Raw genomic sequence first — 22,084 nt, 5'->3', positions numbered from 1 at the left:
TTTTTTCGGTTTTTGCGCGGTACACATAGTCATGTAAAGATTGTAAATTGCAGTCAGCAATAAAAAAAGATTAAACGCAGGAGTTTGGTTTAAAAATTTTTATTTTTCTGTAAATAATGTTTAGTGGAAATGATTGCGGCATCCCGCAAAAATATCCCTGTAAATAATCTGGAATCTTTCGGCATCCCGCATGAAACTTTTCACCCATTTTTCGGTGATAAAAACATTTTTTTCATTTAAAGTGAACGGTAGTAAGATAAAAAATATTGAAAACAATGAATAAATAGCCAAAATTGTTTCCTATTAGGATAGGGGATCTTGCGGTCTTTATCCGCTTATGTTAAACGCCGCAATGCTGACTGACGGCTGCCCGTTTTAATAGCGGCAATCTGTTTTTTTGTTTGGAAGCATTGCTTTTTAAGTGTAGTACTTTGGGCTATTTCGGCTGTTAGTTCATAAGCATTAAAAGCTGATATGGATAAGAAAGAGAAAATGCGTTGCACATGTTCACTGCTTATAAAGATTAGGGGAGGTATGACAATATGGAAATAACTTTTTACCCTTTAACGGATGCACAAAAACGAATTTGGTACACAGAAAAATTTTATCCTCACACGAGCATTTCAAATCTTGCGGGGATTGGTAAGCTGGTTTCAGCTGATGCGATTGATTATGTGCTTGTTGAGCAGGCGATTCAAGAGTTTATTCGCAGAAATGACGCCATGCGCCTTCGGTTGCGGCTAGATAAAAACGGGGAGCCTGTTCAATATATTAGCGAGTATCGGCCTGTTGATATAAAACATACTGACACTACTGAAGATCCGAATGCGATAGAGTTTATTTCACAATGGAGCCGGGAGGAAACGAAGAAACCGTTGCCGTTGTACGATTGTGATTTGTTCCGTTTTTCCTTGTTCACCATAAAGGAAAATGAAGTGTGGTTTTACGCAAATGTTCATCACGTGATTTCTGATGGTATCTCCATGAATATTCTCGGAAATGCGATCATGCACATTTATTTAGAATTAGCCAGCGGCTCAGAGACAAAAGAAGGAATCTCGCATTCATTTATCGATCATGTTTTATCTGAACAGGACTATGCTCAATCGAAGCGGTTTGAAAAGGACAAGGCGTTTTGGAACAAACAATTTGAATCGGTGCCTGAACTTGTTTCCTTGAAACGGAATGCTTCCGCAGGAGGAAGTTTAGATGCTGAGAGGTTCTCTAAAGATGTGCCTGAAGCGCTTCATCAGCAGATTCTGTCGTTTTGTGAGGCGAATAAAGTCAGTGTTCTTTCGGTATTTCAATCGTTGCTCGCCGCCTATTTATACAGGGTCAGCGGCCAGAATGATGTTGTGACGGGAACCTTTATGGGCAACCGGACAAATGCGAAAGAGAAGCAGATGCTTGGCATGTTTGTTTCTACGGTTCCGCTTCGGACAAACATTGACGGCGGGCAGGCGTTTTTAGAATTTGTCAAAGACCGGATGAAGGATCTCATGAAGACGCTTCGCCACCAAAAGTACCCGTATAATCTCCTGATCAACGATTTGCGTGAAACAAAGAGCTCTCTGACCAAGCTGTTTACTGTTTCTCTTGAATATCAGGTGATGCAGTGGCAAAAAGAAGAGGACCTTGCCTTTTTGACTGAGCCGATTTTCAGCGGCAGCGGATTAAATGATGTCTCGATCCATGTAAAGGATCGATGGGATACTGGGAAACTCACCATAGATTTTGATTACCGCACTGATTTATTTTCACGTGAAGAAATCAACATTATTTGTGAGCGCATGATTACAATGCTGGAGGACGCGTTAACGCATCCAGAACATACAATTGATGAATTAACGATGATTTCTGATGCGGAGAAAGAGAAGCTGCTTGCGAGGGCCGGCGGTAAATCTGTGAGCTACCGTAAGGACATGACGATCCCGGAACTGTTCCAAGAAAAGGCTGAGCAGCTTTCAGATTATCCAGCGGTTGTATTTGAAGATCGCACATTGTCCTATCGAACGTTACATGAACAATCTGCACGCATCGCCAATGTGCTGAAACAGAAGGGGGTTGGCCCGGACAGTCCTGTCGCGGTTTTGATTGAACGTTCTGAACGGATGATTACAGCTATCATGGGGATTTTACAAGCCGGCGGAGCCTATGTACCGATTGATCCGGGTTTTCCTGCTGAGCGCATTCAATATATTTTGGAGGACTGCGGGGCGGACTTCATCCTGACTGAATCGAAGGTTGCGGCGCCTGAAGCCGATGCTGAGCTGATTGACTTAGATCAAGCGATTGCGGAAGGTGCAGAAGAAAGCCTGAATGCAGATGTGAACGCACGGAACCTTGCCTACATTATTTACACATCGGGAACAACCGGACGCCCGAAAGGCGTTATGATCGAGCATCGCCAGGTTCATCATTTGGTTGAATCTCTGCAGCAGACGATTTATCAAAGCGGCAGCCAAACCCTGCGGATGGCATTGCTTGCGCCGTTCCACTTCGATGCGTCAGTGAAGCAGATCTTCGCGTCGCTTCTTTTGGGACAAACCCTTTATATCGTACCGAAGAAAACAGTGACGAACGGGGCCGCCCTTGCTGCATATTATCGGAAGAACAGCATTGAGGCGACGGACGGAACACCGGCTCATTTGCAAATGCTGGCAGCAGCAGGCGATTTTGAAGGCCTAAAACTGAAACATATGCTGATCGGAGGAGAAGGCCTGTCATCTGTTGTTGCGGACAAGTTGCTGAAGCTGTTTAAAGAAGCCGGCACAGCGCCGCTTTTGACCAATGTGTACGGGCCGACGGAAACGTGCGTTGACGCGTCTGTTCATCCGGTTATCCCGGAGAGTGCAGTTCAATCAGCGTATGTGCCGATCGGGAAAGCGCTGGGGAATAACCGCTTATATATTTTGGATCAAAAAGGCCGGCTGCAGCCTGAAGGTGTGGCTGGCGAGCTTTATATCGCGGGAGACGGTGTGGGCCGAGGCTATTTACATTTGCCTGAATTAACGGAAGAGAAGTTTTTACAAGATCCATTCGTGCCGGGCGATCGCATGTACCGGACCGGAGACGTGGTGCGCTGGCTTCCAGATGGAACAATCGAATATTTAGGCAGAGAGGATGACCAGGTCAAAGTCCGCGGATACCGGATTGAGCTTGGGGAAATTGAAGCCGTGATTCAGCAGGCGCCAGACGTTGCAAAAGCCGTTGTTTTGGCACGCCCTGACGAACAGGGAAATCTTGAGGTTTGCGCATATGTTATGCAGAAGCCTGGAAGCGAATTTGTGCCAGCCGGCTTGAGGGAGCATGCGGCCAGACAGCTTCCTGACTATATGGTGCCGGCTTACTTTACAGAAGTGACAGAAATTCCGCTTACGCCAAGCGGCAAAGTCGACCGCCGCAAGCTGTTTGCACTAGAGGTGAAGGCTGTCAGCGGCACTGCCTATACAGCGCCGCGAAATGAGACTGAAAAAGCAATCGCAGCCATTTGGCAGGACGTGCTGAACGTTGAGAAGGCGGGGATCTTTGACAATTTCTTTGAAACGGGCGGGCATTCATTGAAAGCCATGACCCTTTTAACAAAGATTCATAAGCAAACAGGCGTCGAGATTCCGCTTCAATATTTGTTTGAGCATCCGACGATTGCGGCTCTTGCAGAGGAAGCTGATTACAGAGAAAGCCGGGCATTTTCAGTGATTGAACCTGCTGAAAAACAGGAACATTATCCGCTTTCTCTGGCACAGCAGCGAACATATATCGTCACCCAGTTCGAGGATGCGGGAGTCGGCTACAACATGCCGGCGGCAGCAATTCTAGAAGGGCCTTTAGATATTCAAAAGCTGGAGCGCGCATTTCGGGGGTTAATCCGACGCCACGAGTCGTTGAGAACATCATTTGTTCTTGAAAACAGCACGCCGAGACAGAAAATTCACGATAGCGTTGATTTCAACATCGAAATGATTGAAAGAGGCGGCCGCTCAGATGAGGCAATTATGGCTTCATTCGTTCGGAAATTTGATTTGGCGAAAGCGCCGCTGTTCAGAATCGGTTTGCTGGAGCTTGAAGAGAACCGTCATATGCTGCTGTTTGACATGCACCATTTGATTTCTGACGGTGTATCCATTGGCATTATGCTGGAGGAGTTAGCACGCATTTATAAAGGCGAACAGCTTCCTGAGCTTCGTCTTCAGTATAAGGACTACGCTGTATGGCAAAGCAGACAGGCTGCTGAAGGATACAAGAAGGACCAGGCTTATTGGAAGGAAGTCTTTGCAGGCGAGCTCCCGGTGCTTCAGCTTCTGTCCGATTACCCAAGACCGTCTGTTCAGAGCTTTGAAGGGGATCGGGTGTCAATCAAGCTGGATGCGGGGATAAAGGATCGCCTCAATCGTTTGGCTGAACAAAACGGCGCCACTTTGTATATGGTGATGCTGTCCGCTTACTATACGCTTTTGTCAAAGTATACGGGACAGGATGACATCATTGTCGGGACGCCGTCAGCCGGCAGAAATCACTCCGATACAGAGGGCATTATCGGGATGTTCGTCAATACGCTTGCGATTCGCAGTGAGGTGAAGCAGGATGAGACGTTTACCCAATTGATCTCGCGTGTTCGTAAACAGGTGCTGGATGCCTTTTCTCATCAGGACTATCCGTTTGAGTGGCTTGTTGAAGACTTGAATATCCCGCGTGATGTAAGCAGGCATCCGCTGTTTGACACGATGTTCAGCCTTCAAAACGCGACAGAGGGCATTCCGGCTGTCGGCGATCTGTCCTTGTCTGTTCATGAGACCAATTTCAAGATTGCCAAATTTGATTTGACGGTGCAGGCGAGAGAAATTGATGAAGGCATTGAGCTTGATTTGGATTACAGCACGAAGCTGTTTAAACAAAGCACGGCAAACAGGCTGCTTACGCATTTTGCGCGTTTGCTTGAAGATGCTGCGGCTGATCCGGAGAAGCGGATTTCCGAGTATAAGCTTCTTTCTGAAGAGGAGGCTGCTTCGCAAATTCAGCAGTTTAACCCGGGCAGAACACCTTATCCGAAAGACAAAACAATTGTTCAGCTGTTTGAGGAGCAAGCGGCGAAAACACCAGACCATCCGGCGCTTCAATATAAAGGTGAATCACTCACTTATCGTGAACTGAATGAACGGGCCAATCGTTTAGCCCGCGGCATTCTTTCTCTTGGAGCTGGCGAAGGCAGAACTGCGGCTGTCTTATGCGAGCGGTCAATGGATATGATTGTGTCGATCTTGGCAGTATTAAAATCAGGTTCGGCTTATGTTCCGATTGATCCGGAACATCCGATTCAGCGGATGCAGCATTTCTTCCGTGACAGCGGAGCAAAGGTGCTTCTCACTCAGAGGAAATTAAAGGCTTTGGCGGAAGAAGCGGAATTTAAGGGCGTTATCGTGCTAGCCGATGAGGAAGAAAGCTATCATGCCGATGCGCGCAATCTCGCACTGCCTCTTGATTCTGAAGCAATGGCAAACCTGACGTATACCTCTGGAACGACTGGAACACCTAAGGGGAATATCGTGACACATGCCAATATTCTCCGCACGGTGAAGGAAACGAATTATCTCAGCATTACAGAACAGGATACGATTCTCGGTCTTTCCAATTACGTGTTTGACGCGTTTATGTTCGATATGTTCGGCTCTTTGTTAAACGGAGCCAAGCTGGTGCTGATACCGAAGGAAACCGTTTTGGACATGGCTCGCCTGTCCCGCGTCATTGAACGGGAGAACATCAGCATTCTCATGATTACAACCGCTTTGTTCCACTTGCTTGTGGACTTGAATCCGGCGTGCTTGTCAACGCTTCGCAAGATTATGTTTGGCGGGGAACGGGCTTCGGTTGAGCATGTCAGAAAAGCTTTGCAAACGGTTGGAAAGGGCAAGCTCCTTCACATGTATGGGCCGTCTGAAAGCACGGTTTTCGCGACGTATCATCCGGTTGATGAATTGGAGGAGCTCACGCTGTCTGTTCCGATTGGAAAACCGGTCAGCAATACGGAAGTATACATTCTTGACCGTACGGGACACGTGCAGCCTGCCGGGATTGCCGGAGAGCTTTGCGTCAGCGGCGAAGGACTCGTGAAAGGCTATTACAACCGTCCAGAACTGACTGAGGAGAAATTTGTTCCTCATCCGTTTACATCTGGCGAACGCATGTATAAAACGGGAGACCTTGCGAGATGGCTGCCGAATGGCGACATCGAATTTATCGGGCGAATCGACCATCAGGTGAAGATTCGCGGACAGCGCATCGAGCTTGGAGAAATCGAACATCAGCTGCAAACCCATGATCGTGTTCAGGAAAGTGTTGTGCTTGCCGTTGATCAAGGAGCGGGAGATAAACTGCTTTGCGCTTACTATGTCGGAGAGGGAGACATCTCATCACAAGAGATGAGAGAGCATGCTGCGAAGGACTTGCCGGCATATATGGTTCCTGCGGTGTTTATCCAAATGGACGAGCTGCCGCTGACAGGGAACGGAAAAATTGACCGAAGAGCGCTGCCGATTCCTGATGCCAACGTTTCAAGAGGTGTTTCATATGTGGCGCCACGCAATGAAACGGAACAAAAAGTCGCAGACATTTGGGCGCAGGTGCTTCAGGCTGAACAAGTCGGCGTTTATGACCACTTCTTTGACGTTGGCGGACATTCATTAGCAGGCATGAAGATGCTTGCCTTGGTTCATCAGGAACTGGGCGTTGAGCTGTCACTCAAGGATCTCTTCCAGTCACCAACGGTTGAGGGCTTGGCACAGGTGATTGCCTCTGCTGAAAAAGGGACAGCCGCAAGTATCAGCCCAGCAGAGAAACAAGATACGTATCCTGTTTCTTCACCGCAAAAACGGATGTACGTGCTTCAGCAGCTTGAGGATGCGCAAACGAGCTATAACATGCCTGCGGTTCTGCGCCTTACAGGTGAGCTTGATATTGAAAGGCTTAACAGCGTCATGCAGCAGTTAATGCAGCGTCATGAAGCCTTGAGAACCACGTTTGAAATAAAAGATGGAGAAACGGTGCAGCGGATCTGGGAAGAGGCTGAGTGTGAGATAGCCTATTTCGAAGCCCCGGAAGAAGAGACAGAGCGGATCGTTTCTGAGTTTATTAAGCCTTTCAAAATCGACCAACTTCCACTGTTCAGAATGGGGTTGATCAAGCATTCAGACACTGAGCATGTGCTGCTGTTCGATATGCATCACATTATTTCTGACGGTGCGTCTGTCGGTGTGCTGATTGAGGAGCTTTCAAAGCTGTACGACGGAGAAATCCTTGAGCCGCTCCGTATTCAATATAAGGATTATGCCGTGTGGCAGCAGCAGTTCATTCAGTCTGAGCTTTACAAGAAGCAAGAGGAGCATTGGCTGAAGGAGCTGGACGGAGAGCTGCCGGTGTTGACGCTTCCGACTGATTACAGTCGGCCTGCCGTTCAAACATTTGAGGGAGACCGCATTGCATTTTCATTAGAAGCAGGCAAAGCTGATGCTCTGCGCAGGCTTGCAAAAGAAACGGATTCCACGCTTTACATGGTGCTTCTGGCTTCATACAGTGCGTTTTTATCAAAACTTAGCGGGCAAGACGATATCATCGTCGGTTCACCTGTGGCCGGACGATCTCAAGCGGACGTCAGCCGTGTCATCGGAATGTTCGTCAATACACTGGCGCTCCGCACGTATCCGAAGGGTGAAAAGACGTTTGCTGACTATCTTAACGAAGTGAAAGAAACGGCACTAAGCGCTTTTGATGCGCAGGATTATCCGCTTGAGGACTTGATCGGAAATGTTCAGGTTCAGCGTGACACAAGCAGAAATCCGTTATTTGATGCAGTTTTTTCAATGCAAAATGCGAACATAAAGGATTTAACAATGAAAGGGATTCAGCTTGAGCCTCATCCATTTGAACGGAAAACAGCCAAGTTTGACCTCACGCTGACGGCTGACGAAACCGACGGAGGGCTTACATTCGTACTCGAATACAATACAGCTCTGTTTAAGCAGGAAACGATTGAACGATGGAAGCAATATTGGATGCAGCTTTTGGATGCTGTTACTGGGAACCCGAACCAGCCGCTTTCCAGCCTGTCATTTGTCACTGAAACAGAAAAACAAGCGCTTCTTGAGGCATGGAAGGGTAAAGCGCTGCCTGTGCCGACAGACAAAACGGTTCATCAGCTATTCGAAGAGACTGTCCAGCGCCACAAAGACCGTCCGGCTGTCACATACAACGGCCAGTCTTGGACGTACGGCGAGCTGAATGCGAAGGCAAATCGTCTTGCGCGGATTCTGATGGACTGCGGCATCAGCCCGGATGACCGCGTCGGCGTTCTCACGAAGCCGTCGCTTGAAATGTCCGCCGCGGTGCTCGGCGTCTTGAAAGCGGGAGCGGCGTTTGTGCCGATTGATCCTGACTACCCGGATCAGCGGATTGAGTATATTTTACAGGACAGCGGCGCGAAGCTTCTCTTGAAACAGGAAGGCATTTCAGTGCCGGACAGCTATACGGGAGATGTCATTCTTCTCGACGGAAGCCGCACGATTCTAAGCCTGCCGCTTGATGAAAACGACGAGGAAAATCCAGAGACGGCTGTAACCGCGGAGAACTTGGCGTACATGATTTACACGTCTGGAACGACCGGACAGCCGAAGGGTGTCATGGTCGAGCACCACGCGCTTGTGAACCTGTGCTTCTGGCACCACGACGCGTTCGGCATGACAGCGGAGGACCGCAGTGCGAAGTACGCGGGCTTTGGATTTGACGCTTCCATTTGGGAGATGTTCCCGACCTGGACGATCGGTGCTGAGCTTCACGTCATTGATGAAGCGATCCGCCTCGATATCGTCCGCCTGAACGATTATTTTGAAACGAACGGCATAACGATCACGTTCCTGCCGACACAGCTTGCGGAACAGTTCATGGAGCTTGAGAACACATCGCTACGCGTATTGCTCACAGGCGGAGACAAGCTGAAGCGCGCAGTGAAAAAGCCGTACACACTCGTCAACAACTACGGGCCGACAGAGAATACGGTCGTTGCCACAAGCACAGAAATCCATCCGGAGGAAGGCTCACTTTCCATCGGACGGGCCATTGCCAATACGAGAGTATACATTCTCGGCGAGGGCAATCAGGTGCAGCCGGAAGGCGTAGCCGGAGAGCTTTGCGTGGCGGGGCGCGGACTGGCACGCGGCTATCTGAATCGAGAAGACGAAACCGCGAAGCGGTTTGTCGCTGATCCGTTTGTGCCGGGTGAGCGCATGTACCGTACCGGCGATTTAGTGAAGTGGACAGGCGGCGGCATTGAGTACATCGGCCGGATCGACCAGCAGGTCAAGGTCCGCGGCTACCGGATCGAGCTCTCGGAAATTGAAGTCCAGCTCGCCCAGCTTTCTGAGGTGCAGGATGCGGCGGTGACAGCTGTCAAAGATAAAGGCGGCAACACAGCGATCGCGGCGTATGTCACACCGGAAACAGCTGACATAGAAGCCCTGAAATCAGCACTGAAGGAAACCCTGCCGGATTACATGATCCCGGCGTTCTGGGTGACGCTGAACGAGCTTCCGGTTACGGCAAACGGCAAAGTGGACCGCAAAGCCTTGCCTGAGCCGGACATCGAAGCGGGAAGCGGAGAATACAAAGCGCCGACGACCGACATGGAAGAGCTGCTTGCCGGCATCTGGCAGGACGTGCTTGGAATGTCTGAAGTCGGTGTCACCGACAATTTCTTCTCGCTTGGCGGAGATTCCATCAAAGGAATTCAAATGGCGAGCCGCTTGAATCAGCACGGCTGGAAGCTGGAAATGAAAGATCTCTTCCAGCATCCGACGATCGAAGAGCTTACCCAATATGTAGAGCGTGCCGAAGGCAAACAGGCAGACCAAGGCCCGGTGGAGGGCGAAGTCATCCTGACGCCGATCCAGCGCTGGTTCTTTGAAAAGAACTTCACGAACAAGCACCACTGGAACCAATCGGTGATGCTTCACGCCAAGAAGGGCTTTGATCCTGAACGGGTGGAGAAAACATTGCAGGCGCTGATCGAGCATCATGACGCGCTCCGTATGATCTACCGTGAGGGACAGGAAGACGTCATTCAATACAACAGAGATCTTGAAGCTGCTTCAGCTCAATTGGAGGTCATCCAGATTGAGGGCCAAGCTGCAGATTACGAAGACCGTATAGAGAGAGAAGCGGAGCGTTTGCAAAGCAGCATCGACTTGCAGGAAGGCGGCTTGTTAAAAGCAGGCTTGTTCCAAGCGGAAGACGGAGACCACTTGCTTCTTGCCATTCATCACTTAGTGGTTGACGGCGTGTCGTGGCGGATTCTACTGGAGGATTTCGCCGCAGTATATACACAGCTTGAGCAAGGCAATGAACCGGTTCTCCCGCAGAAAACACATTCATTTGCAGAGTATGCAGAGAGATTGCAAGACTACGCGAACTCCAAAGCCTTTTTGAAAGAAAAAGAGTATTGGAGACAGCTTGAAGAACAAGCAGTCGCGGCAAAGCTTCCGAAAGACCGCGAATCTGGTGATCAGCGAATGAAACATACAAAGACAATTGAATTCTCGCTGACTGCTGAAGAGACAGAACAGCTCACCACAAAGGTGCATGAGGCATATCACACAGAAATGAATGATATTTTGCTGACGGCATTCGGATTGGCAATGAAGGAGTGGACGGGTCAAGATCGAGTAAGTGTTCATTTAGAGGGGCATGGACGTGAAGAAATCATAGAAGACCTGACCATTTCCCGCACAGTCGGCTGGTTTACAAGTATGTACCCAATGGTGCTCGATATGAAGCATGCGGATGATCTGGGCTACCAGCTGAAGCAAATGAAAGAAGATATCAGACATGTGCCGAATAAGGGAGTCGGATACGGCATTCTGCGCTATCTGACGGCACCGGAACATAAAGAAGATGTGGCGTTCTCGATTCAGCCGGATGTCAGCTTCAACTATTTAGGTCAGTTTGACGAAATGTCGGATGCAGGTTTGTTTACGAGATCAGAGCTGCCATCAGGACAGTCATTAAGCCCTGAAACAGAAAAACCGAATGCGCTGGATGTTGTCGGATATATCGAAAACGGAAAACTGACGATGTCACTGGCCTATCATTCTCTTGAATTTCATGAAAAAACAGTACAAACATTCAGTGACAGCTTTAAAGCGCATCTTCTCAGAATCATTGAACATTGCCTATCTCAAGACGGTACGGAACTGACCCCGAGTGATCTTGGTGACGACGATTTGACGCTGGATGAGCTGGATAAATTAATGGAAATTTTCTAATAGAGGTGGCATATGAGCAAAAAATCGATTCAAAAGGTGTACGCACTGACACCAATGCAGGAGGGAATGCTGTATCATGCGATGCTTGATCCGCATTCTTCCTCGTACTTCACACAATTAGAGCTTGGGATTCACGGCGCTTTTGATCTTGAAATCTTTGAGAAAAGCGTCAATGAACTGATTCGGTCATACGATATTCTCCGTACGGTATTTGTGCATCAGCAGCTGCAAAAACCGCGTCAGGTCGTGTTAGCGGAACGCAAAACAAAGGTGCATTATGAGGATATCAGTCATGCAGACGAGAACCGCCAGAAAGAGCACATTGAGCGTTACAAACAAGACGTTCAGCGCCAAGGCTTTAACCTGGCAAAAGACATATTGTTCAAGGTAGCGGTTTTCCGCCTTGATGCAGATCAGCTGTATCTTGTCTGGAGCAATCATCATATTATGATGGACGGCTGGAGCATGGGCGTCCTCATGAAAAGCCTGTTCCAAAACTATGAAGCGCTCAGAGCAGGAAGGACACCTGCAAACGGTCAAGGCAAGCCTTACTCTGACTACATTAAATGGCTTGGAAAACAGGACAATGAAGAAGCGGAGAGCTACTGGAGCGAGCGCTTGGCGGGTTTTGAACAGCCCAGCGTGCTCCCGGGCCGCCTGCCTGTAAAAAAAGACGAATACGTCAATAAAGAATATTCCTTTACATGGGACGAAACACTGGTTGCCCGCATTCAGAAAACCGCAAACCTTCATCAAGTGACAGGGCCTAACCTATTTCAGGCTGTTTGGGGCATTGTTCTCAGCAAATACAACTTTACGGATGATGTTGTCTTCGGAACGGTCGTCTCGGGACGACCGTCTGAAATCAACGGAATCGAAACGATGGCGGGGCTGTTTATCAACACCATTCCAGTGCGGGTGAAAGTTGAACGAGATGCTGCATTCGCTGATATTTTCACAGCTGTTCAGCAGCATGCAGTAGAGGCGGAGCGTTACGATTACGTGCCGCTCTATGAGATTCAAAAACGCTCAGCTCTTGATGGCAATCTCTTAAACCATCTGGTCGCGTTTGAAAATTATCCGCTTGATCAAGAGCTTGAAAACGGCAGCATGGAAGACCGCCTCGGGTTTTCGATCAAAGTAGAAAGCGCATTTGAACAAACGAGCTTCGATTTCAACCTGATTGTGTATCCGGGCAAAACGTGGACCGTCAAAATTAAATATAACGGAGCCGCCTTTGATTCCGCTTTTATCGAACGGACAGCGGAGCACCTTACCCGCATGATGGAAGCAGCTGTCGATCAGCCGGCCGCTTTTGTGCGTGAGTACGGGCTTGTGGGAGACGAAGAGCAGCGGCAAATTGTCGAGGTGTTTAACAGCACGAAAGCCGAACTCCCTGAAGGAATGGCTGTTCACCAAGTGTTTGAAGAGCAAGCGAAACGGACGCCGGCGAGCACTGCCGTCGTATATGAAGGAACCGAGCTGACATACCGCGAGCTGAATGCAGCGGCTAACCGTCTTGCGGGAAAGCTTGTCGAACAAGGGCTTCAAAAAGGGGAAACAGCAGCGATTATGAACGACCGCTCAGTAGAAACCGTTGTCGGCATGCTGGCTGTGTTAAAAGCAGGCGCCGCATATGTGCCGCTTGATCCAGCGCTTCCTGGGGATCGTCTTCGTTTCATGGCAGAGGACAGCTCTGTTCGAATGGTTTTGACCGGAAATTCTTATACAGGGCAGGCACATCAGCTGCAGGTGCCGGTTCTTACACTGGACATAGGCTTTGAAGAGAGTGAAGCGGCTGACAATCTCAACCTGCCATCCGCCCCGTCTGATTTGGCGTACATCATGTACACATCCGGTTCAACGGGCAAACCGAAAGGCGTCATGATCGAACATAAAAGCATTCTGCGCCTCGTCAAAAATGCCGGGTACGTTCCTGTTACTGAAGAGGACCGCATGGCGCAAACGGGAGCTGTCAGCTTTGATGCCGGAACGTTTGAGGTATTCGGCGCACTGCTAAATGGCGCAGCGCTTTATCCGGTCAAAAAAGAGACGCTGCTTGATGCGAAACAATTTGCTGCATTTCTGCGTGAGCAAAGAATCTCGACGATGTGGCTGACGTCACCTTTATTCAACCAGCTTGCCGCAAAGGATGCTGGTATGTTCGGCACACTGCGCCATTTAATCATCGGCGGAGACGCACTTGTCCCGCATATAGTCAGCAAAGTAAAACAGGCATCGCCGTCACTTTCATTGTGGAACGGATACGGCCCGACAGAAAACACGACGTTTTCAACCAGTTTTCTGATCGACCGTGAGTATGGCGGCTCTATCCCAATCGGGAAGCCGATCGGAAATTCCACTGCCTACATCCTGGATGAGCAGCAATGTCTGCAGCCAATCGGCGCGCCTGGTGAGCTTTGCGTAGGCGGAATCGGTGTAGCGCGAGGATATGTGAATCTCCCTGAGCTGACGGAGAAGCAATTTCTCGAAGACCCGTTCAGACCGGGTGAGAGAATTTATCGCACTGGTGACTTGGCAAGATGGCTGCCGGACGGCAATATCGAATTTTTAGGCAGAATCGACAACCAAGTGAAGGTGCGCGGCTTCCGAATTGAGCTTGGCGAAATTGAAACAAAACTGAACATGGCTGAGCATGTGACAGAAGCTGCGGTGATCATCCGCAAGAACAAAGCGGATGAAAATGAAATTTGCGCGTACTTCACGGCGGATCGTGAAGTGCCTGTGAGTGAGCTGAGAAAAACACTGTCTCAGTCTTTGCCTGACTATATGGTCCCTGCCCACCTGATTCAAATGGAAAGTCTGCCGCTCACGCCAAACGGGAAAATCAACAAAAAGGAACTGCCTGCACCGCAATCAGAAGCCGTGCAGCCGGAATACGCAGCACCAGAAACAGAGAGTGAAAAGAAATTAGCGGAGATCTGGGAAGGAATACTCGGCGTCAGAGCAGGCGTTACCGATAACTTCTTTATGATCGGCGGTCATTCTTTGAAAGCGATGATGATGACGGCGAAAATTCAAGAGCATTTTCATAAGGAAGTTCCAATAAAAGTGCTTTTTGAAAAGCCGACTATTCAAGAACTGGCACTGTATTTGGAAGAGAACGAGAGCAAGGAGGAGCAGACGTTTGAACCGATCAGGCAAGCACCTTATCAGCAGCATTATCCTGTATCCCCGGCCCAGCGGAGAATGTATATCCTCAATCAGCTTGGACAAGCAAACACAAGCTACAACGTCCCCGCTGTACTTCTGCTGGAGGGAGAAGTAGATAAAGACCGGCTTGAAAACGCGATTCAGCAATTAATCAATCGGCACGAAATCCTCCGTACATCGTTTGACATGATCGACGGAGAGGTTGTGCAAACCGTTCATAAAAACATATCGTTCCAGCTGGAGGCTGCCAAGGGACGGGAAGAAGACGCGGAAGAGATAATCAAAGCATTTGTTCAACCGTTTGAATTAAACCGCGCGCCGCTCGTCCGTTCGAAGCTTGTCCAGCTGGAAGAAAAACGCTACCTGCTGCTCATTGATATGCATCATATTATTACTGACGGAAGTTCAACAGGCATTCTAATCGGTGATCTTGCCAAAATATATCAAGGCGCAGATCTGGAACTGCCACAAATTCACTATAAAGATTACGCAGTTTGGCACAAAGAACAAACTAATTATCAAAAAGATGAGGAATACTGGCTCGATGTCTTTAAAGGCGAACTGCCAATACTGGATCTTCCCGCGGATTTCGAGCGGCCAGCTGAACGGAGCTTTGCGGGAGAGCGCGTGATGTTTGGGCTTGATAAGCAAATCACGGCTCAAATCAAATCGCTCATGGCAGAAACAGATACGACAATGTACATGTTTTTGCTGGCGGCGTTCAATGTACTCCTTTCCAAGTACGCGTCACAGGATGATATCATTGTTGGCTCGCCGACAGCTGGCAGAACACATCCTGATCTGCAAGGTGTGCCGGGTATGTTTGTCAACACGGTGGCACTCAGAACGGCACCAGCGGGAGATAAAACCTTCGCGCAATTTCTTGAAGAGGTCAAAACAGCCAGCCTTCAAGCATTCGAGCACCAGAGCTATCCGCTTGAGGAGTTGATTGAAAAGCTTCCGCTTACAAGGGATACAAGCAGAAGTCCGCTGTTCAGCGTGATGTTCAACATGCAGAATATGGAGATTCCTTCATTAAGATTAGGAGATTTGAAGATTTCCTCGTATTCCATGCTTCATCATGTTGCGAAATTTGATCTTTCCTTGGAAGCGGTCGAGCGTGAAGAGGATATCGGCCTAAGCTTTGACTATGCGACTGCCTTGTTTAAGGACGAGACGATCCGCCGCTGGAGCCGCCACTTTGTCAATATCATCAAAGCGGCCGCGGCTAATCCGAACGTTCGGCTGTCTGATGTAGATCTGCTTTCATCTGCAGAAACGGCTGCTTTGCTAGAAGAAAGACATATGACTCAAATTACCGAAGCAACCTTTGCCGCTCTTTTTGAAAAACAGGCCCAGCAAACACCTGACCATCCTGCGGTGAAGGCTGGCGGAAATCTGTTGACCTATCGCGAGCTTGATGAACAGGCGAACCAGCTGGCGCATCATCTTCGTGCCCAAGGGGCCGGAAATGAAGACATTGTCGCGATTGTTATGGACCGGTCAGCTGAAGTTATGGTATCCATTCTCGGTGTCATGAAGGCGGGGGCAGCTTTCCTTCCGATTGATCCTGATACACCTGAAGAACGAATCCGTTATTCATTAGAGGACAGCGGAGCAAAAATTGCGGTCGTGAATGAAAGAAACATGACGGCTATTGGGCAATATGAAGGGACAATCGTCAGCCTTGATGACGATAAGTGGAGAAATGAAAGCAAGGAGCGCCCATCATCGATTTCCGGGTCTCGCAATCTTGCATACGTCATTTATACGTCCGGCACGACCGGAAAGCCGAAGGGCGTGCAGATTGAGCATCGCAATCTGACAAACTATGTCTCTTGGTTTAGTGAAGAGGCGAGCCTGAAGGAAAATGATAAGACTGTATTGCTTTCATCTTACGCATTTGACCTTGGCTATACGAGCATGTTCCCCGTACTTCTGGGCGGGGGCGAGCTCCATATCGTACAGAAGGAAACCTATACGGCGCCGGATGAAATAGCGCACTATATCAAGGAGCATGGGATCACATATATCAAACTGACACCGTCTCTGTTCCATACAATGGTGAACTCAGCCAGTTTTGCAAAAGATGCGAACTTTGAATCCTTGCGCTTGATCGTCCTGGGAGGAGAAAAAATCATCCCGACTGATGTTCTCGCCTTCCGTAAGATGTATGGACACACCGAATTTATCAATCACTACGGCCCGACAGAAGCAACAATCGGCGCCATCGCCGGGCGGGTTGATCTGTCTGAGCCGGATGCATTTGCGAACCGCCCGACAATCGGACGGCCGATTGCGAATGCCGGCGCGCTTGTCTTAAATGAAGCATTGAAGCTTGTGCCGCCCGGAGCGAGCGGACATCTCTATATCACGGGACAGGGGCTTGCGAGAGGGTATCTCAACAGGCCTCAGCTGACAGCCGAGAGATTTGTGGAAAATCCATATTCGCCGGGCAGTCTCATGTACAAAACCGGAGATGTCGTACGAAAACTTTCTGACGGTACGCTTGCATTTATCGGCCGGGCTGATGATCAGGTGAAAATCCGCGGCTACCGCATTGAGCCGAAAGAAATTGAAACGGTCATGCTCAGCCTCAGCGGAATTCAAGAAGCGGTTGTATTAGCGGTTTCCGAGGGCGGCCTTCAAGAGCTTTGCGCGTATTATACGTCGGATCAAGCTATTGAAAAAGCAGAGCTCCGGAACCAGCTTTCCCTAACACTGCCGTCTCATATGATTCCTGCTTTCTTTGTGCAGGTTGACGCGATTCCGCTGACGGCAAACGGAAAAACCGACAGAAACGCTTTGCCGAAGCCGAACGCGGCACAATCCGGAGGCAAGGCCTTGGCCGCACCGGAGACAGCGCTTGAAGAAAGCTTATGCCGCATTTGGCAGAAAACGCTTGGCATAGAAGCCATCGGCATTGACGACAATTTTTTCGATTTAGGCGGCCATTCATTAAAAGGGATGATGCTGATTGCCAACATTCAGGCGGAATTGGAGAAAAGCGTACCGCTTAAAGCACTGTTCGAGCAGCCGACTGTTCGCCAGCTGGCGGCTTATATGGAGGCGTCTGCCGTTTCAGGCGGCCATCAAGTCCTCAAACCGGCTGACAAGCAGGATATGTATCCATTGTCATCCGCACAGAAACGGATGTACGTGCTCAATCAGCTTGACCGCCAGACGATAAGCTACAACATGCCATCTGTTCTTCTAATGGAAGGCGAGCTTGATATTTCGCGCCTGCGCGACTCACTCAATCAGCTTGTGAATCGTCACGAATCATTGCGGACGTCATTTATGGAAGCTAATGGTGAGCCTGTTCAGCGCATCATTGAGAAGGCGGAGGTTGATCTTCATCTGTTTGAAGCCAAAGAAGACGAAGCGGACCAAAAGATTAAGGAATTTATCCGGCCATTCGACTTAAACGACGCACCGCTCATTCGCGCAGCTTTGCTTCGAATAGAAGCGAAAAAACATTTGCTGCTTTTAGATATGCATCATATCATCGCAGACGGCGTCTCAAGAGGCATTTTTGTAAAAGAATTGGCGCTGCTTTACAAAGGAGAGCAGCTTCCGGAGCCGGCGCTTCATTATAAAGATTTCGCCGTTTGGCAAAATGAAGCTGAGCAAAAAGAACGAATGAAGGAGCATGAGGCGTACTGGCTGTCGGTTCTTTCAGGAGAGCTGCCAGAGCTTGATCTCCCGCTCGATTACGCCCGTCCGCCTGTGCAAAGCTTTAAAGGAGATACGATCCGTTTCCGTACGGAAAGTGAGACGGCAAAGGCGGTAGAAAAACTGCTTACGGAAACCGGAACGACCTTGCACATGGTGCTCCATGCTGTTTTCCACGTCTTTTTAAGCAAAATTTCCGGACAGCGGGATATCGTCATCGGCTCCGTTACTGCCGGCCGGACGAATGCTGATATTCAGGACATGCCGGGAATGTTCGTCAATACACTTGCCCTGAGAATGGAAGCGAAAGAACAGCAAACATTTGCGGAGCTTTTGGAGCAAGCAAAGCAGACGAACCTGTCAGCGCTTGAGCATCAGGAGTATCCGTTTGAAGATCTGGTTAATCAGCTTGATCTCCCTCGGGATATGAGCCGAAACCCATTGTTTAATGTGATGGTGACGACAGAAAACCCTGATAAAGAACAGCTTGCATTGCAAAATCTGAGCATTTCACCTTATGAGGCTCATCAGGGAACTTCTAAGTTTGATCTGACACTGGGCGGATTTACCGATGAAAATGGCATTGGCTTGCAGCTCGAATATGCGACAGATCTGTTCGCGAAAGAAACAGCTGAAAAATGGAGCGAATACGTTCTGCGGCTACTAAAGGCTGTTGCGGATAACCCGAACCAGCCGCTTTCCAGCCTGTCATTTGTCACTGAAACAGAAAAACAAGCGCTTCTTGAGGCATGGAAGGGCAAATCGCTGCCTGTGCCGACAGACAAAACGGTTCATCAGCTATTCGAAGAGACTGTCCAGCGCCACAAAGACCGCCCGGCTGTCACATACAACGGCCAGTCTTGGACGTACGGCGAGCTGAATGCGAAGGCAAATCGTCTTGCGCGGATTCTGATGGACTGCGGCATCAGCCCGGATGACCGCGTCGGCATTCTCACGAAGCCGTCGCTTGAAATGTCCGCCGCGGTGCTCGGTGTCTTAAAGGCGGGAGCGGCGTTTGTGCCGATTGATCCTGACTACCCGGATCAGCGGATTGAATATATTTTACAGGACAGCGGCGCGAAGCTTCTCTTGAAACAGGAAGGCATTTCAGTGCCGGACAGCTATACGGGAGATGTCATTCTTCTCGACGGAAGCCGCACGATTCTAAGCCTGCCGCTTGATGAAAACGACGAGGAAAATCCAGAGACGGCTGTAACCGCGGAGAACTTGGCGTACATGATTTACACGTCTGGAACGACCGGACAGCCGAAGGGTGTCATGGTCGAGCATCATGCGCTTGTGAACCTGTGCTTCTGGCACCACGACGCGTTCAGCATGACAGCGGAGGACCGCAGTGCGAAGTACGCAGGCTTTGGGTTCGACGCTTCCATTTGGGAGATGTTCCCGACCTGGACGATCGGTGCTGAGCTTCACGTCATTGATGAAGCGATCCGCCTCGATATCGTCCGCCTGAACGATTATTTTGAAACGAACGGCATAACGATCACGTTCCTGCCGACACAGCTTGCGGAACAGTTCATGGAGCTAGAGAACACATCGCTACGCGTATTGCTCACAGGCGGAGACAAGCTGAAGCGCGCAGTGAAAAAGCCGTACACACTCGTCAATAACTACGGGCCGACAGAGAATACGGTCGTTGCCACAAGCACAGAAATCCATCCGGAGGAAGGCTCACTTTCCATCGGAAGGGCCATCGCCAATACGAGAGTATACATTCTCGGCGAGGGCAATCAGGTGCAGCCGGAAGGCGTAGCCGGAGAGCTTTGCGTGGCGGGGCGCGGACTGGCACGCGGCTATCTGAATCGAGAAGACGAAACCGCGAAGCGGTTTGTCGCTGATCCGTTTGTGCCGGGTGAGCGCATGTATCGTACCGGCGATTTAGTGAAATGGACGGGCGGCGGCATTGAGTACATCGGCCGGATCGACCAGCAGGTCAAGGTCCGCGGCTACCGGATCGAGCTTTCAGAAATTGAAGTCCAGCTCGCCCAGCTTTCTGAGGTGCAGGATGCGGCGGTGACAGCTGTCAAAGATAAAGGCGGCAACACAGCGATCGCGGCGTATGTCACACCGGAAACAGCTGACATAGAAGCCCTGAAATCAGCACTGAAGGAAACCCTGCCGGATTACATGATCCCGGCGTTCTGGGTGACGCTGAACGAGCTTCCGGTTACGGCAAACGGCAAAGTGGACCGCAAAGCCTTGCCTGAGCCGGACATCGAAGCGGGAAGCGGAGAATACAAAGCGCCGACGACCGACATGGAAGAGCTGCTTGCCGGCATCTGGCAGGACGTGCTTGGAATGTCTGAAGTCGGTGTCACCGACAATTTCTTCTCGCTTGGCGGAGATTCCATCAAAGGAATTCAAATGGCGAGCCGCTTGAACCAGCACGGCTGGAAGCTGGAAATGAAAGATCTCTTCCAGCATCCGACGATCGAAGAGCTTACCCAATATGTAGAGCGTGCCGAAGGCAAACAGGCAGACCAAGGCCCGGTGGAGGGCGAAGTCATCCTGACGCCGATCCAGCGCTGGTTCTTTGAAAAGAACTTCACGAACAAGCACCACTGGAACCAATCGGTGATGCTTCACGCCAAGAAGGGCTTTGATCCTGAACGGGTGGAGAAAACATTGCAGGCGCTGATCGAGCATCATGACGCGCTTCGTATGGTTTACCGTGAGGAGAACGGAGAGATCCTGCAAGCATATAAACCAATCAGCGAAAGCAAGGTCAGCTTCGAAATCGTGGATCTGTACGGCTCCGATGAAGAGATGCTGAGAAGCCAGATTAAGATTCTCGCGAACAAGCTGCAAAGCAGTCTCGATCTGCGAACCGGGCCGCTTTTAAAGGCGGAGCAATATCGCACAGAAGCTGGGGATCACCTGCTCATTGCTGTACACCATCTCGTGGTCGACGGTGTGTCATGGCGGATTTTGCTTGAAGATTTTGCTTCAGGCTACATGCAGGCTGAGAAAGAAGAGAGCCTTGTCTTCCCACAAAAAACAAACTCCTTCAAGGACTGGGCGGAAGAACTGGCGGCATTCAGCCAATCAGCGCATCTTTTACAGCAGGCTGAATACTGGTCGCAAATTGCCGCTGAACAGGTTTCTCCTTTACCGAAGGATTGTGAAACAGAGCAGCGGATCGTCAAGGATACATCATCCGTCCTATGTGAACTAACGGAAGAAGACACGAAGCATCTTTTAACAGATGTTCATCAGCCATATGGAACTGAAATCAACGATATTCTTCTCAGCGCGCTCGGTTTGACAATGAAAGAATGGACAAAGGGTGCCAAAATTGGCATTAACCTTGAGGGACACGGCCGGGAGGACATTATCCCGAATGTGAATATCTCCAGAACGGTCGGCTGGTTTACGGCACAATACCCTGTTGTGCTCGACATATCTGAAGCAGATGCCTCAGCTGTGATCAAAACAGTCAAAGAAAACCTGCGCCGTATTCCGGACAAAGGTGTTGGCTACGGCATTCTTCGTTATTTCACAGAAACAGCGGAAACAAAGGGCTTCACACCGGAAATCAGCTTCAACTATTTGGGCCAATTCGACAGTGAAGTCAAAACCGATTTCTTTGAACCGTCCGCTTTCGATATGGGGCGCCAAGTAAGCGGAGAATCAGAGGCGCTGTACGCTTTAAGCTTCAGCGGCATGATCAGAAATGGCCGGTTTGTGCTTTCCTGCTCCTACAATGAAAAGGAGTTTGAAAGAGCCACGATTGAAGAGCGAATGGAACGGTTTAAAGAAAACCTCCTGATGCTAATCCGCCATTGCACGGAAAAAGAAGACAAGGAATTCACACCAAGCGACTTCAGCGCAGAAGACCTTGAAATGGACGAGATGGGAGATATCTTTGACATGCTTGAGGAGAATTTAAAATAAAACGCAAGGGAATT

The 22,084-nt window shown here is 49.6% G+C and carries 2 protein-coding genes; both read left to right on the top strand.

Features of this window, described 5'->3' with window-relative positions:
* Nucleotides 1-542 precede the first annotated feature (542 nt).
* Nucleotides 543-11,306 (top strand): surfactin non-ribosomal peptide synthetase SrfAA, encoded by a 10,764-nt coding sequence (srfAA, locus tag ACQVGT_RS18775; RefSeq protein ID WP_041517647.1) that lies wholly within the window; start codon nucleotides 543-545, stop codon nucleotides 11,304-11,306.
* A gap of 12 nt (nucleotides 11,307-11,318) precedes the next feature.
* On the top strand, nucleotides 11,319-22,070 hold the full coding sequence (gene srfAB, locus ACQVGT_RS18770; protein ID WP_046340203.1) for a surfactin non-ribosomal peptide synthetase SrfAB: 10,752 nt from the start codon (nucleotides 11,319-11,321) through the stop codon (nucleotides 22,068-22,070).
* The last annotated feature ends 14 nt before the right edge of the window (nucleotides 22,071-22,084 follow it).

Source organism: Bacillus sp. SCT118, from assembly GCF_058566435.1.
Note: the sequence above shows the minus strand (reverse complement) of the source record. Positions and strands in the feature narration are given on the sequence as shown.

What these genes read in the sequence shown, in the direction of transcription:
- srfAA (WP_041517647.1), top strand. Translation starts at nt 543, where the DNA reads ATGGAAATAACTTTTTACCCTTTAACGGATGCACAAAAACGAATTTGG.
- srfAB (WP_046340203.1), top strand. Translation starts at nt 11,319, where the DNA reads ATGAGCAAAAAATCGATTCAAAAGGTGTACGCACTGACACCAATGCAG.